Source organism: Bradyrhizobium sp. CCBAU 53421 (assembly GCF_015291625.1).
In the GTDB taxonomy this organism is placed as follows: domain Bacteria; phylum Pseudomonadota; class Alphaproteobacteria; order Rhizobiales; family Xanthobacteraceae; genus Bradyrhizobium.
The window spans coordinates 6,371,220-6,385,938 of the sequence record NZ_CP030047.1; the positions used below are offsets into that span (position 1 = coordinate 6,371,220).

Genomic DNA, 14,719 nt, shown 5'->3' on the forward strand with positions numbered 1-14,719 from the left:
ACGCGGCCATGCGTACGTCGCCAGATTGTTGAAGGTCGAAGCATGAACGTCAGCATTTTCGGCCTCGGCTATGTCGGTACGGTCTGCGCCGCCTGCTTCACCGAGCTCGGCCACCAGATCATCGGCGTCGACAAGAGCGTCGCCAAAGTCGATTTGATCCGCCAGGGCCGATCGCCGGTTATCGAGCCCGGCATCTCGGACAAGGTGGCGCACGCGGTCGCGACCGGTCAGTTGACCGCGACTACCGACGCCACCGAGGCGATCGTCAACAGCGACATCTCGATGGTCTGCGTCGGCACGCCGTCGTCAGGCAATGGCAATCTCGACCTGACCGCGATCCGGCAGGTCGCAATCGAGATCGGCCGCGGATTGCGGGCGAAGAATGCACCGCATACCGTGACGATCCGCTCCACCGTGCTGCCCGGCACCACCCGCAGCACCGTCGGACCGCTGATCGAGGAAGCCTCCGGCAACAAGATCGGGCGGGATTTCGACCTCGCCTTCAATCCGGAGTTCCTGCGCGAAGGCAGCGCCATTGCGGACTTCAATGCGCCGTCCAAGACCGTGGTCGGTGCCTTCAACCAGGAAACCGCCGACCGCGTCATGGCGCTCTACAAGGATCTGCCCGGCGCCAAGATCACCCCGCCGGTCGAGACCGCCGAGCTGGTGAAATATGTCGACAACAGCTGGCACGCGCTGAAGGTCAGCTTCGCCAACGAGATCGGCACGATCGCAAAGACGCTCGGCATCGACGGCCGCGACGTCATGAACATCTTCCTGCAGGACACCAGGCTCAACATCTCGCCGGCTTACTTGCGGCCGGGCTTTGCCTTCGGCGGCTCCTGCCTGCCCAAGGATGTCAAGGCGCTGAAGCACCTCGCGCACAGCCGTGGCCTGTCGACGCCGGTGCTCGAAAGCATCCTGCCGAGCAACGACATGATCATGTCGCGCGGCGCCGACTGGATCCTGTCGCATGACGGCCGCCGCATCGCCTTCCTCGGCATCAGCTTCAAGGCCGGCACCGACGACGTCCGCGACAGCCCGTTCGTCGAGCTGGTGAAAACCCTGCGCGGGGAGCGGCGCGACATCCGGATCTACGACCCCAACGTTCAGCTGTCGCAACTGATCGGCGCCAACCGCGACTTTCTGATGCGAAACCCGGAGCTGGTCGGCTTGCTGCATGACGACGCGACGGCGACAATCGAGTGGGCCGACATCATCGTGCTGACCACGGCCGATCCGCGCTTCGTGGCGGCGCTGAAGACAACCCGGCCTGACCAGGTCGTGCTCGAACTGTCGGAGATCGGCCTGCCCCGCGAGGTGCGCGCCCAAGTGAGCGGCTTCCACTGGTAGGGATGACCATGGCCGGCATGGCCCAGGACCGACCCGAAATCCGCTTTCACGACGAGATTTCGTCGGAATGGGAGGCGCTGCATCGCAGCCGCACCTTCAAGGCACGCACGGCGGCGATGTTCGAGCTGCTCGGGAATGCGGACCTCAACGACCAGCGCTGGCTGGATGCAGGTTGCGGCACCGGAACGCTTTCCCGCCTGCTCGCCGCGCGCGGCTGCGACGTCACCGGTGTCGATGCCTCGCCGGAGATGATTGCGGCGGCACATGGCCGTCCCGCCGACGGCAAGCTCGCCGAACTGCTGACATTCCGGCAGATCCCGACTATCGCAAACCTGCCGTTCGCGGATCGATCGTTCGACGGCGTGCTCTGCGCGAGCGTGCTGGAATATGTCCCGGACGTGGCGCAGTGCCTTGCCCAGATCCATCGCGTGCTCAGGCCCGGCGGACTGCTGCTGGTCTCGGTTCCCAACCGCGGATCGCTGCTGCGCCAGAGCTACAAGTTCGCGCACGCGGCCTCTTCGCGCATATCAGTGCGGCCGCTGTTCCGCTACCTCGCCTTCTCCAGATTCGACACCTCGCACGCAGCGATGCAGAGCCTGCTGCGACAACACGGTCTGACGATGCTCGCGACCGGCTTTGCCGGCTCTCCGCTCCCGCCGGCGCTGGATCGCCGGCCGGCCGTCGGCACGCTGATCAACATCCTCGCCCGGCGCGACGATTGATCGTCATGCCTTGATCGCCATCAGCGACTTGGTCATGCCGAGATAGCGCTCGCGATAGATCTTCGCGTCCGGAAACGTTTCGGCCATCTCGCGCCAGTCGAACAGGTGCCAGTCGGGTGCGGTCCGCTTGAACCAGAAACGGTTGAACAGTTCGATCAGCGCGATTTGCGCCCGCCTCGGCAGCAGGACGATGATTCCGGGCAGCCAGGTATGGCTCTCGATCGGAAAGTACCGGTACGGCGTCTGCACGTAGAACGACTTCGCGACCCGCGAGATCTCGCCCGCGAAGCGGTTCTGGTGCTCGCGCGCGATGTTGCGGAATGCCGCGTCGTTCTCGATCGTCACGACGTCCTGCTTCGGCCCGGTGACGTGTTCGATTACCGACGAGCAGAAGCAGAAGTCGAACGCCCGATCCTTGAACGGCAGGCGCTCGGTCTCCTGCAGCAGCACCGTCTTGAAGCCGAAGCGCTCGCGCGCGGCTTTCAGATCGTCGGCCGAGATGTCGCAAACCGTGATGTCGGTATGAAAGGGCAGGATCGCGCGAATGTGCCGGCCGGTGCCGCCGCCGAGATCGAGGATCTTGGCATCGAGCGGCAGGTCCACGGTGCGGACGAGGAACTCGCCCCGCCGCTTGCGCGCTGCACCGGAAAATCGGGCTTGAATTGCGCCCAGCACTATCAGTCTCCTGCTACTTGATCGCCTCGAAGAAGATCGACTCGTCCGGCCGGTTGTCGAGCCGGTCGATGTCGGGACAGACGCCCTCGCGATAGGCCCGGGTGTGGGTCTCGGAACAGCCGGCGTCGCGGAACAGCGTCGCAAGCGAGGCGCGGGTATAGCCCCAGTGATGCGCGAAGGCGGCCTCCCTGCGGCGATCGATCTCGAACACGCCCTTAAGGAAGGCCTGCGGCGCCGCCGGGTCGTAGAGGGCCACGATCCTTTCCATGTCGGGCACGACGATGCGGCACACCCCGCCCGGCGCCAGCACCCGCGCGATCTCGCGCGCCAGCCGCGCAACCTCATCGGGAAACAGATGCTCGAAGACATGCGCGCTGAACACCGCAGCGAGGCTGCTATCCGCGAACGGCAGCGGCTTGGTCAGGTCCATGTAGCGGAGCCCGGCAAACTTCCCCTCGCGATGCTCGGCATAGCGGGCATCGCTCAGCAGGCCGGCGAGATGCAGCGCTTTAGCCGCGAGCGGCACCCGGGCGATCCACAGATGCATCGTGATGTCGGTATTGATCCAGCCGTCGATGCCGCAATTGAAGGCGCCGATATGCAGTCGCTGCAGCGTGCGGCCGGGTGCATCGTCAGTCATGTTGGCTCCCGCGCCGAATTGGTCAGCACAACCGTGATCACCGACGCCGCGCTGGAGGCGACCATCGCCGCGACCGCGCCCATCACCTGCCACGTCGCCGCCGCGAACGGCAGCACGCAGCACAGCGCAACGAGGCCCGCGATCCGGCTCAGCATGAACCGCTGCGGCTTGCCGGTCGCAAACAGCGGCAGCGCGAGGCCGAGCCACACCGCATCGAGCGCCATCGCGGCTGCCATCAAGGCGAGGCTGCCGGTGCCGATCTCATAACTCTGCCCGTGGATGACGAGGGCGAGAATGCGCTGGCCGAGCAGCACGACCACCGCGCCATAGACGGCCGCGATCGAACCGAGCAGCAGGGCATTTTCGCGCGCGGCCGCAACGACCGCGCTGCGCCGACCGGCGCGCAGCTCGGCCGCGATCTCCGGCAGACGGACCGAGAACATCGTCGCGCAGACCTGGCTGAGCGGTGCGAACACCAGCAGCAGGATCCGCAGCGACGCGCTCGCCTCCAGCCCGATCAGGAAGCCGCAAACCGGGATCAGCCCGATGCTGCCGATCCAGTAGGTGAGCGAGGTCGCGACGAACCAGCGGCCGTTCCGGAACAGCCGCCGCAGCGAACCGCGGAAGATTCTCGCCCGCGGCCAGGCCAGCTCGCTGGTATGAGCCAGCAGCAGGCTGGTGGCAAGCGCCGCCGAGATCGCGATGCACGCCATCGCAGCGGCCGCGCCGGTCAGCTTGAGCGCGATCATCAACCCGGCCGAGACGACCAGCGCCAGGCAATAGGTCAGCGAGGACGTCACCGCCCGCGGCAGCCGTCCGTCGAGATAGCAGATGCGGCGGAACATGCTCTGCAACCGAACCGCGGGAATCGCGAGCCCGGTTGCGATCACGAGCTCGCCTGCTGCCCCGCCGGCCGCAACGATCACCAGGCCCGCAATAGCCAGCAGCAGGCCAAGTGCCACCGAGACGAGCAGCGACGACAGATAGAGGCCGAGCCGCAACTGCGGCCACAGCGATTGCGGGATGCGATGCGCGGTCGCCGGTAGCCCGTCGTCGAACAGGCCGCGCAGAAACACCGCCTCGATCAGGATCGAGAACGACCAGGCGATGCTGAACCGGCCGAATGAGTTGATATCGAGCACATTGGCCAGCACGATCGTCAGCGCGAAGGCCGAGCCGCTGAGCAACGCCTGATCGATCAGGCCGAGCGCGACGTTGCCCCCGGCGCGCCGCAGCCGGCGGAGCGCTCCGCTCACGGCTCCGGTAACCCCGGTCTGGGCCGCCACGCGATCCAACCTGTCGGTCAACGCACTCACGCCTCACTCACACGCAGTCTGGAGAATGCCCGCCGCGGCGCCATCTGCAGCCTGGCTTCCGGGCCGAAATAGCACCAGAACACCAGCACGCAGCCGAAATAATTGTGCAGCAGCTGACTCGAGTCATTGGCCGACGCGATCACGACGAACAGCAGCATCGCGAACGGCGCCAGCCAATACGTTCCTTTGCGCTCGAACGTGAAGACGATGACGTTCCACAACGCCCGCGCCAGCAGCAGTATATAGAGCACGCCGCCAAACAGGCCGAACTGGAGGAAGGCGTCGAGATAGGAATTCTCGAACGAGCCGAACTCGGTATTCCAGGGCGCCATGCTGGTCAGCTCGTTGGCGGGCGAGTTCGGCAGTTCGTTGAAGAACCCGGAGAAGCCGTAGCCGAGCCAGGGGTGTTGCCAGAAGAAGTAGGGCCAAACCGACCAGAGGAACGAGCGGCCGGTGAGGTTTCCGCTGCGGCCGACCAGCCCGTAGAGCTCGTCGCTCGGCACGGCGAACACGACCAGCGCAACAAAGGCGAGGCAAAGCCAGTAGATCGAGGCCGCGCCTCTGTGCCCGAGCACCACCAGTAGCAGCCCGAAAGTCACGGCGAGCGCGGTCAACATGCTGATCAGCGGTCCGGCGGCGCCGGCCGCGGCGAGCGCAAACAGGTGACATCCCATCAGCAGCAGCGACCAGCCGAATCGCCGCCGCGGTCCCGCCAGCATGCGCACGAAGCAGATCAGCACCATCAGGCCGAAGAAGGCGCCCGCGAGATTCTTGTGGCCGAACACGCCGGCATAGGCCTGGGTGCCGAGCACCGTCGGACGATGCAGCGGATCGTAATCCCATTGCGAGCCGATCACCGGAAACAGCAGGACGTGAACGATCAGCACCACGATCCCGACCCGGAACAACGTACCGACCAGGCGATCTACGGGGCAGCTGATCACGACCCACGCCGAGAACAGCGTGGTCAGCAGATACATCGCGAACTTGATCGACGAGCCCGCGGGGTCGGCGCTCAGCACCAGCGACAGCAGCGCGAAGGCAATGAACGTCAGATAGAGATGCGATTGCAGCAGCAGCAGGCCAAAGCGCTTCCGGTCAACCGCAATGTGCAACATCAGCAGGATGTAGAGCAGCAGCCATGCGACGCGGAACAGCGTGGACTCCCCGGCCCGTTCCGCGAACGAAATGCCCTCGACGAAATTGAACAGGAAATAGATGCAGCCGAGCACCATCACCAGATAGGCGTGCAGGAAGACGTCGGTTCGAAACCACCATCGGCCGATCATTGAACGGCCTCCTGGCGGGCCGGCGCCCTCGAGAGATGATCGATCGCGGCCATGAAGCGTGCCGCGGCGTCGGCAAGCGCGTCGCTTCGCACGCTCTGCCGGGCCCGCTGCGACATCGCCGCCCAGCGCGCGGGATGTTCGAGCAAGCCGCGCGCTGCGTCGACCCAGGCCTGTTCGTCGAGCGCGCAAACATAGCCGTTGACCTGGTCGCGCACCAATTCGCCGCCTGCCCCGACATGGGGCGACACCAGGCAGGGAACTCCGCACTGCAGGGCTTCGTTGCAGACCAGGCCCCACGGTTCCAGCAGCGACGGCAGCAGCAGCAGCCGCGATTGCAGATAGACCTCCGATATCGCCTGCCACGGCACATAGCTGTCGTGGCTGACCTCGATGCCGGCGCTGCCGAGACGCGCAAGCATGCGCTGCTCGGCAACGCCGGACCCGACCACGCGAACCCTTAAGCCGGGCAAGACCCGGCCGAGCGCGATGGCGATCGTCTCGAAGAAGATCGCGTTCTTGGCGTCGTCGTTGATGCGGGCGCACCACAGCAGGTGAAATGCACGGTCGTGGAAGCCCGGGACGGTCTCCGGTGGATCCCATGCCGGCACCAGCGGCACCGTGAACAGATCGTCGTCGTCGACACCCTCGCCGCGGAAATACGCCCTGCCCTTGTCGCTGCAACACACGACCGCCTCGCACTGGCGCAGCAGCCATGGCCGCGCCAGGCGATGGTAGGCGGTGTTGGGCATGGTCTCGCGCCAGCCGTCGATGGTCAGCGCGAGCGCCTTGCCGTTGGCGCGCGCCCATGCCGCGCCGGCCAGCATTGAAGGATAGAGGCCGTTGACGAACAACAAGTCGGGCGCGAGCGCGTTCAAAGCGCGCCCGATCCCGATATTGAGATGGGTGTGACGCGACCGCGACAGCGGGATCGAGACACCCGGCACCATCCGCGTCGTGTAGCGCGGCGCGAACGAACCCGCCCAGGCACGATCGGCTTCCTGCGCAGTACAGGACAGCACCGCGAGATCGAGCCCGCGGTCAACCAGCTCGTTGTAGAGCCGGTTGGTGTAAGGTGTGATCATGTTGTTGAAGACGACCACGCGTGGCGCCATGGCTCATGGGTCCCGTGGTGGCGCCGCATCGTGCCGGCAGATCGCCCCGCAATGATAAGTCGCAAGCCGGGTCGCGAACCCTGGGCTGACCGACAGCAGCGACTTCCGCACGATGCTCTTCGCGAGCCCCTTCATCCGAGACGAATGAAAAGCATGCACCGGCAGGCTGTGGTCCCAGGTGCCGAAGTCCTTGACCTTGAGCCCCACGGTCTCCAGCAGCAGCCGAAACGTATCGGGCGTGTAGAAATTGATATGGCCTATGTCGAGCGTCGATTGCAGCGCCCCGCGACTGGTCCGCGCGTGCAATTCGCAGGGCACCTCGACATAGATGAAGTCTCGAGAGACGCGGGCGAGCTCGTAAAGCAATGCCCGCGGTTCGGGCACGTGTTCCAGCACGTGGCTGGCATAGACGAGATCGAACGCTCCATCGGCGAACGGGATCGTCGCACCGTCATAGCTCGACCAGCGGAACGGTGCATGGGCAGCGCCGTCGGTCTCCAGATTGGTCGAAGGATCGATGACGTCGATGCCGGTGAAATCGCGGCCGACGCCGATCGCCGACAGCCGCGCCAGCACCGCACCGGTGCCGCAACCGACCTCGAGCACGCTGCCGATTTTGGCGGCGCAGGCGCCGAGCAAGCCGGCGATATGATCCGCCTTGTCGACCGCGCAAACGCGGCGCCAGTCGCGCTCCTGCGCCGAATAGACGCCCTCATAATGCGCGTTGTGTCGTCCGACGCTGAATTCCATCGTCATGGCCTGGCCCTCGCTTCGGGTGGCATCCGGGGAAGTTCGTCGAGGCGGTCGTTCGACTTACGCTCCGGATTACGTCGCTCCGCCGGCGAACGGCGGTCGAGATCATATCCAATGTCGGCCATGGTGCGGGTCAGGATGTCGACGTTCCGTTGCGGGACAGACGCAAGGCCGGCCATCAGCCGGTCCCGGTGCACCCAACCGGGCCCCTTCAGGAGATCGATCGCCTCGGTATACAGCTCCGCCTTCACGAGGCGCGCGAACTCGGCAACGACCGCGTCCGACAGGTCTGGCGGCAGCGCATCGAGCAGGGCGAGCGCCATGGCGCTGCGCTTGACGACGATCCAGCCTTCGTTGGGGCCGAGCCGGTACGACATCCGCAGCAGGTCGAAATTGGCGTCGCTCAATCCTTGCCTGATGTTGCGAAGCCAGAACAGCACGACCCATAGATAGGGATCGGCCGGCGCGCAGCCGAGCGACTTGCGAGCAGCCGCGTCGAGTTCGCCCATCCGGGCATCCACCCGATCGCCGGATGCGAATGCATTCTCGGCGAGCCGCAGCCGGATCACCGCCGCGCTGCGATCGATCGCCGGCATGCAATCCGTTTCCGCCGCGGCGCGCGACAGCAGCGGAGCGAGGTAGCCCAGCTCGGCGTCGCTGACCGGCACGTTGCGCAGGATCAAGTCCCTGGCGCCGTCCAGCCGGCTCTGGTCGACGAACACCGGCAAGGTGGTCGCGCCCCACGCAACCGACGTGCACGCGACCGCGGCCAGGAAGCCGCGCGCAAGCCAGGCTGCGGCGCGCCCGGGCATCCCACCGTGCGTCTCACTCGGTGTAGCCATATCGCCCATAGTGCGAGTTGTAATAGTAGTTCTTGCCGCCATAGCCGCTATAGCGGCTCATCGCCGCGATATCGGCCTTGTTGAGCACGACGCCGAGCAGGTTCTCATTGACCGCGCGCGCGCTGCGCAGCGCCCGCTCGACCACCTGCACCTGGGTCTTGCCCCATTCGACGATGAAGACGAAGGAATCGACGAAGTGCGCGGTGATGCGGACATCGACCACCGGCGTGAGCGGCGGGAAGTCGACGATCACATAGTCATAATGGCTGCGGACCGCATCGATGAAATCCTTCATCTGGTCGGAGGCCAGTACCTCGTGCGAATGCGCGATGCGCGACCGCGTGGCGCCGGGCAGGAAGACAAGCCCGGTCTCGGGATCGCGCCACAGCGCGTCCTGCAGTGTCGCATTGTTCGACAGGACATCGAGAATGCCGCGCTCGGCGTTGGCGGCAACCTTGCGGCTCAGCGAGGGATTGCGCAGGTCGCAATCGACGAGCAGCACGCGCGCCCCGCTCTGGGCGACCAGTTGCGCGAACACGAAGGCGAGCGTCGACTTGCCCTCGTTGGGCAGCGCCGAGGTCAGGCCGAGGATCTTCGACGGCTTGGTGACGTTGAGGTCCGCATTGACCTTGATCGAGCGGATCGCCTCCGAGAACCGCGAGAATGGCGAATCGATCGCGGCCCACAGTACCGGCTCATCGCCGCGCTGGATCATGCGCACACCGGCCGGCAGGTTGGGACGACCGACCACCGGCGCCTTGAGCTGGCTTAGCGAGACGCGGGGGACGATCGCGACGCAATCGGCATCGAGGATGGTCTCGACCATTTCAGCGGTGCGGAACACCCGGTCATAGAGGTCGCGCAACACGCCGAGCCCAAGCCCGGCGATCAGGCCGCCGAGCGCCGAGAGCGCCAGCACGACCAGGGTCTGCGGGTGGCTCTTGCCGAGCGGGCGCGAGGCCCGGGTGATCACCCGCGCCTCGCTGACCGGAAACGACTGCTGCTGCACGTTTTCCATGTAGCGTTGCAGGAAATTGTCATAGAGCGAGCGATAGGTCTGCGCCGAGCTCTCCAGCTCGCGCAGCGTGACCTGCGCCTGGTTGGTGGACTGCGACTGCGACACCGAATCGTTCACGGCGCGTTCGATCTCGTTCTGCCGCTGCAGGGCGATCGCATAGTCGCTCTTGTAGCTTTCGGCGAGCCGCTTCAATTCGTCGATGATCGACGACTGGAGCTCGCGCATCTGGTTGCGCAGATTGACGGCAGCCAGGTGATTGTAGCCGTAGCGCGACGACCAGTCGGCCTCGCGGTTGGCAAGCTCGAGATATTGCGAGCGCAGCTTGGTGATAACCTGGTTGTTCAGGGTGTCGGCAACCGTCGCATCGGGCACGCCGCCCTTCACCACCGCCTCGATGCGGTCGAGCTTGGCCTTGGCGTCGGTGACCTGCGACTTCACATGGACCAGCTGGGTGTTGAGCTCGCCGAGCTGCTGCTCGTTGAGCAGCTTGCCGCTCGAGGTGACGATGTTGTTGGTCTTCTTGTAGTCGAGCACCGCGCGCTCGGCATTGGATGCCTGGGTGCGCAGCTCCTGGATGCGGTCCTGCAGCCAGACGCTGGCGCGGCGCGTCGCCTGATACTTGGAATCGAGCTGGTCGACGATATAGGCGTCGGCCACGGCATTGGCGATCTGCGCCGCGCGCTCCGGATCGAGCGAACGGAAGCTGACCTCGATCACATAGGTCATGCCGCGGCGGCGGACGTCGAGCTGCTTCTGGAAGACGCGAACCGCGCGCCGGGTCCGGTCGAACTCGTTGGGCGGCGCGCTGCCGGCGAACAGGCCGGTCACGAAATCCAGCACGGCTCCCGCCGCGCCGGCCTTGGAGCCGATGAATTCCGGGTCCTCGTTGAGCTTGAGGTCGCGGATCACCGCGAGCGCCACGTTCTCCGACTTGAGGATCTCGACCTGGCTTTCGACCGCGGAGGAATCGACCGGGACGTCATTCACCGGCGACTGCTGCTGGAACGCCTGGAATTTGCGCGTGTCGATGATCATCGTGGCAAGCGCGGTATAGCTCGGCGCCGCCGTCATCAGGTAGCAGATGCCGCCAAACAGGCAGAGGCCGGCGGTTCCGAGGATCACCCAGTACTGCCGGAGCAGATAGGTGACGAAGGCATCGAAGGTCTCCGCCAGCGACGGCAGCTCGGCCGGACGATTTCTTAAGTCGACAGACGGCGAAATCTGGTTGCGCTGAAGCATCTCGTCCTATCGCTGCGCCGGCAGGATACATCCTGCCCTCGCGCCCTCCAATGATCCCGGGAAGCGTCCCGCCGCCGACACCAAAGCGCGTTGCTGCAGAGAGTTCTCCATTGGCGATCGGACGCCCGCTCAGGGAGTAACGGTTGAAATGAGCGTGGTGCCGGTGCCCGTGGTCGTTCCCGTCGTGGTGTTGCCGGAACTGCTGACCGACGAGGTGAAGCTGAAGATGCCGGTGTTCACGCTGTTGCCGTTGATGGCCTCGAGCGTGCCGCCGCCTGCGCCGGTGGCGCCGAGCGCGCTGGTCTGGCCGCCGGATGCACCGGCGCTGCCCGTGCCGCCGGCGCCGGTCGCAGCCGTGCCGCTATCGCCCGATGCCGCGGCAAACGCCATCACGGTGTCGACATCCTTGGTGTCGGCGATCGCCTGCTGGATCCGCGTCGCGTAGGGCTGATTGCTGCGCACGACGATGCGTGCGGCCTGGGCGAGACCGGCCGCGATCGCCGTCTTCTGGTCCTTGCTGGCCTTGGCGAGCAGCGCAATCAGCAGATCGAGCGACGTCGGATCGTTGAGGGCGAAATCGCGCGCCCGCGAGGTCAATTCCACGCCGGCGTTCGGAAACTGGGTCAGCAACTGCTCCGGATTGGCTTTGAAATTGGTGACCGCCTGGGAGAGCTGGATCAGCCCGCCAGGCGTCTCCGCCAATGCGGCGCCACCGGGCGCCGCCAGCGCCAACATCGCCAATAGCGCCGCCAGGCGCAGCGCGGAAAAACCGCCGGATCGCTCAAATGTGAACACTGCTATCTCCCTAACGAATACTAACAGTTCGTTAGCATAGTCAGGGTTATCGCGCCAATTAAATACCCTCGACCGGGCATGGCCTGGCCCGACGCGGGAAATCAACGTTAACCGGCCGTCCCGATCGTAACACCGGCGTCACGCCCGGTGCCGGCGCCGCCGCCGGAACGGAAGGATTGCGACAGGCCGGCCCCGAGCATCGCGGCGATAACAACGGCATAGCCGGTGATCTGGAGCGAGAAATCGATCATCGAATGGAGCGCGCCGGCAGCCGACGCGCAGAGCGCCGCCAGCGGCACGATCACGTCGCGACGGCGGGTCCGCACGCCATACGCGAGCACGGCGAATGCCGCGAGCAGCGCGATCACGACGACGCCGACCATTAACATTCCGCCGTCGGATGCCAGTTCGAGCCAGCTGTTGTGGGCCCGGTTCCAGATCCCGCGCAACGAGATGTCGTCGGTGCGATAGGCCGGATAGACCCATTCGAAGGACCCAAGACCATCGCCGAGCCAGGGATGATCCCAGATCATCCGCAACGTCGCGCGATAGGTCGAGAACCGGCCCTCATCGGACAGGCCGATCGTGCTGAAGCGTGCGCCGACGCCGCCGCCGAGCAGTTGCAGCAGCGCCAGCGCGACCAGGCCGCCGATGCAGAGCGCCGTGATCAGGCCGTAGCGGCGCGGCATCCGCCTGCGAAAGAAGATCGCGCCGGCCACGACCGCAGCGAGCAGCGAGATCCCGACGCCGCCGCGCGATCCGGTAAGAAACATCGCCAGCAGGCAAGCGAGCCAACCCAACGCGTGGCCGGCAAGCCGGCGCCGCGCCGGCATATCGATGCGCGCCAACAAACGATGCAGGCTAATCCGGTGCGACGGCCAATGCCGCTCGACCGACTCGCAGCCGAACAACAGCCAGATCAACGCACAGCAGCCATAATAGATGGCCGCCGTGTTGCGGTTGACGAAGGGAGACGTCAGCCACTCCAGATGGGCCTGCTTGTCATGAAGCAGGAAGATCCGGGTGGGATCGATCGCAAACGTGATGATGCCGAGGATCGCATAGGCCAGGCCGGACACGGCCACCGCCCGCAACAAGCCGCGCGCCGAGGTACGGTTGGCACCGAGCACGACCCCGACTGCAAAGCTAAGCAGGCAGACGATCCCGACACCGGCGGAATAGAACGGCTGATTGCGCGCGATCGTCACGGCGGGCGGAAGCTCGGCGGGCAACAATTTGCCGGCCTCTGCCCATAGCGCGTTCGGCGCCACGCCAAACCAGGGCCGCAGCGCCGACTGCTCGTGCAGCACCAGCACGGCGAGCGCCGTCAGCAGCGCCGCTACTGCGAGGATTGCGAGCTGGCTGCCGCGCAAGCGCATCGGCAACACCCCGAGCAAGGCGATCCCGAGCAGGATCGACCAGATCGCGGACGCTGCGCCGCCGACCGAGCCGAGCGGCAACGGCGCCAAGGCGACGACGGCGCAGAACAGCCACGACGACCAGCGGACCGGCCACGGCAATGCCGTCGCCTCGCTTGAGCCGGAAGGTGATCGTAAGCGTGTCATGAAGCCGGCCGGGCCGGCTCACGCCCCAATATCAGGGCGCAAGCTTGATCGAATTACGAAGTAAGGTTGCGTTGTAGGCAGCCACGATCGGATCGTTCACCGTTGCGGTCACGAGGCGGATCTGCTGCATCAGCTTGGCATCCTCGACGGATGCCGCATTCGACGCATAAAGCACGTCCTTGTTGCGCAACTGGAAACGCGTGGCCAGGAAATAGCCGGCCGGATCGCGGAAATTGATGTTGTAGACGACCGGAATGATCGGCCCAGAATATTTGCTGACGTCGACGCCGAGCTTGGCCGCGACTTCCGGCAGCTCGCCGCGATAGACGAACACCGAGGCCGGGTCGGCCGAGGAGTCGTTCAGGCCGCCCGCCTTGGCGACCGCTTCGGCGAGCGAGATGCGCCAGGCCTCGAAATTGAACTGGCCCTGCGCGCCCGACGCGCCGAAGGCGACGAAGGTTTGCGGCTCGCGGTAGACATAGATGGTGTCGCCGGGATGCGCGTAGATGTTGCTCTTGGGCTCGTAGACCAGCTGGCCGAACGGCACGGTTGTGCGCTTGCCGTCGCGCTCCAGCATGACCCATGTGTCAAAACCCTGCCCTTTCGGGCCGCCGGCGCGCGTGATCGAGTCGAGCACGCGCTCGCCCGCGGCGTTGGCGGGGAAGCGGTTCGGCGTGTTGACCTCGCCAAGCACGGAGATCAGCGAGGTGCGCTGCTCGATCAGCGCGACCACGGCCTGCGGCTCGATCGCGCGGTTCTTCAGCGCATCGACGATCGAGCGCTGCACCTCGGTCGGGGTGCGGTTCTTGGCACGGATCGCACCAGCATAGGGCACCGAGATGTTGCCGTCGGTATCGACGTTCTGGTTCGGCAGCGTGATGTAATTGCCGGGGCGCACGCCGGCCTCGACCGGAATGAACAGACCGCCGGCGGCGGCCTCGAAGATCGTGACGCTGACGACGTCGCCGATGCCGAAATGGATGTCCTTCGGCGGCGGGCCCTGAATGCCGCCGGCGAGTTGCGGCGCGAAGGACGCCAGCACGTTCTCGACCTGCGGCGTGATCTTGACCATCGCATAGGGCAGGCTTTCCGGATCGCGCTGCCCGGCGACGACGTCGGAGCTCGTCGGACCGTTGGTCGGCATGTAATGGCAACCGCCGACCCAGCAGGCGGCCGCAAGCAATAACATTGCTCGAATGAAATTCGCACGCGACATTCAAATACTCCGGCCGTGCCGTAACACGCCGACTATCACAATCACAAGGTTCCGCGATATATTGCACCACAATTGATAAGGAATGTTAGCAAGGTGAGGCAAATGCGCGACACCGGCGCGTCGCCATGAGGCAGCGGTCAGCGCGACGTCACTTCGGCTTTGCCTTCGTGTGATGTTCCGATTA

At 65.5% G+C, this 14,719-nt stretch carries 13 protein-coding genes; 2 read left to right on the plus strand and 11 right to left on the minus strand.

All coding sequences use genetic code 11. From position 1 onward, the window contains the following. Nucleotides 1-42: 42 nt before the first annotated feature. Both XH92_RS30135 and XH92_RS30140 read left to right on the plus strand, forming a co-directional pair. Nucleotides 43-1,353 carry a nucleotide sugar dehydrogenase gene (locus tag XH92_RS30135; RefSeq protein WP_194455362.1) on the plus strand — a complete coding sequence of 437 codons (1,311 nt, stop codon included), beginning with the start codon at nucleotides 43-45 and terminating at the stop codon, nucleotides 1,351-1,353. Between the two features lie 17 nt (nucleotides 1,354-1,370). Continuing rightward, on the plus strand, nucleotides 1,371-2,075 hold the full coding sequence (locus tag XH92_RS30140; RefSeq protein ID WP_246787741.1) for a class I SAM-dependent methyltransferase: 705 nt from the start codon (nucleotides 1,371-1,373) through the stop codon (nucleotides 2,073-2,075). A 3-nt stretch (nucleotides 2,076-2,078) separates the two neighbouring features. On the opposite strand, the gene XH92_RS30145 is transcribed toward XH92_RS30140, so the two are convergent. The 11 genes from XH92_RS30145 to XH92_RS30195 all read right to left on the minus strand — a co-directional run bounded on the left by XH92_RS30145 (nucleotide 2,079) and on the right by XH92_RS30195 (nucleotide 14,535). Then, complete coding sequence (locus XH92_RS30145; protein ID WP_194455364.1) at nucleotides 2,079-2,750, minus strand: class I SAM-dependent methyltransferase; 672 nt, start codon at nucleotides 2,748-2,750, stop codon at nucleotides 2,079-2,081. Between the two features lie 13 nt (nucleotides 2,751-2,763). Next, nucleotides 2,764-3,390: a methyltransferase domain-containing protein gene (locus tag XH92_RS30150; protein WP_194455365.1), complete on the minus strand. Its 627-nt coding sequence runs from the start codon at nucleotides 3,388-3,390 to the stop codon at nucleotides 2,764-2,766. Further along, nucleotides 3,387-4,706 carry a polysaccharide transporter gene (locus XH92_RS30155; protein ID WP_194455366.1) on the minus strand — a complete coding sequence of 440 codons (1,320 nt, stop codon included), beginning with the start codon at nucleotides 4,704-4,706 and terminating at the stop codon, nucleotides 3,387-3,389. Before XH92_RS30155 ends, XH92_RS30150 begins: the two co-directional genes overlap by 4 nt. Beyond that, nucleotides 4,703-5,995 (minus strand): O-antigen ligase, encoded by a 1,293-nt coding sequence (locus XH92_RS30160; RefSeq protein ID WP_194455367.1) that lies wholly within the window; start codon nucleotides 5,993-5,995, stop codon nucleotides 4,703-4,705. The genes XH92_RS30155 and XH92_RS30160 overlap by 4 nt, the downstream gene beginning before the upstream one ends. After that, complete coding sequence (locus tag XH92_RS30165) at nucleotides 5,992-7,107, minus strand: glycosyltransferase family 4 protein (protein WP_194455368.1); 1,116 nt, start codon at nucleotides 7,105-7,107, stop codon at nucleotides 5,992-5,994. The genes XH92_RS30160 and XH92_RS30165 overlap by 4 nt, the downstream gene beginning before the upstream one ends. Nucleotides 7,108-7,110: 3 nt before the next feature. Then, nucleotides 7,111-7,863 carry a bifunctional 2-polyprenyl-6-hydroxyphenol methylase/3-demethylubiquinol 3-O-methyltransferase UbiG gene (locus XH92_RS30170; protein ID WP_194455369.1) on the minus strand — a complete coding sequence of 251 codons (753 nt, stop codon included), beginning with the start codon at nucleotides 7,861-7,863 and terminating at the stop codon, nucleotides 7,111-7,113. Then, on the minus strand, nucleotides 7,860-8,672 hold the full coding sequence (locus tag XH92_RS30175; RefSeq protein ID WP_194455370.1) for a hypothetical protein: 813 nt from the start codon (nucleotides 8,670-8,672) through the stop codon (nucleotides 7,860-7,862). Before XH92_RS30175 ends, XH92_RS30170 begins: the two co-directional genes overlap by 4 nt. Before the next feature lie 13 nt (nucleotides 8,673-8,685). Continuing rightward, complete coding sequence (locus tag XH92_RS30180) at nucleotides 8,686-10,959, minus strand: polysaccharide biosynthesis tyrosine autokinase (RefSeq protein ID WP_194455371.1); 2,274 nt, start codon at nucleotides 10,957-10,959, stop codon at nucleotides 8,686-8,688. A gap of 129 nt (nucleotides 10,960-11,088) precedes the next feature. Beyond that, complete coding sequence (locus XH92_RS30185) at nucleotides 11,089-11,754, minus strand: hypothetical protein (RefSeq protein ID WP_246787744.1); 666 nt, start codon at nucleotides 11,752-11,754, stop codon at nucleotides 11,089-11,091. A gap of 107 nt (nucleotides 11,755-11,861) precedes the next feature. After that, complete coding sequence (locus XH92_RS30190; RefSeq protein ID WP_194455372.1) at nucleotides 11,862-13,274, minus strand: O-antigen ligase; 1,413 nt, start codon at nucleotides 13,272-13,274, stop codon at nucleotides 11,862-11,864. A 76-nt stretch (nucleotides 13,275-13,350) separates the two neighbouring features. Further along, nucleotides 13,351-14,535 (minus strand): polysaccharide biosynthesis/export family protein, encoded by a 1,185-nt coding sequence (locus tag XH92_RS30195; RefSeq protein WP_194455373.1) that lies wholly within the window; start codon nucleotides 14,533-14,535, stop codon nucleotides 13,351-13,353. Between the last annotated feature and the right edge of the window lie 184 nt (nucleotides 14,536-14,719).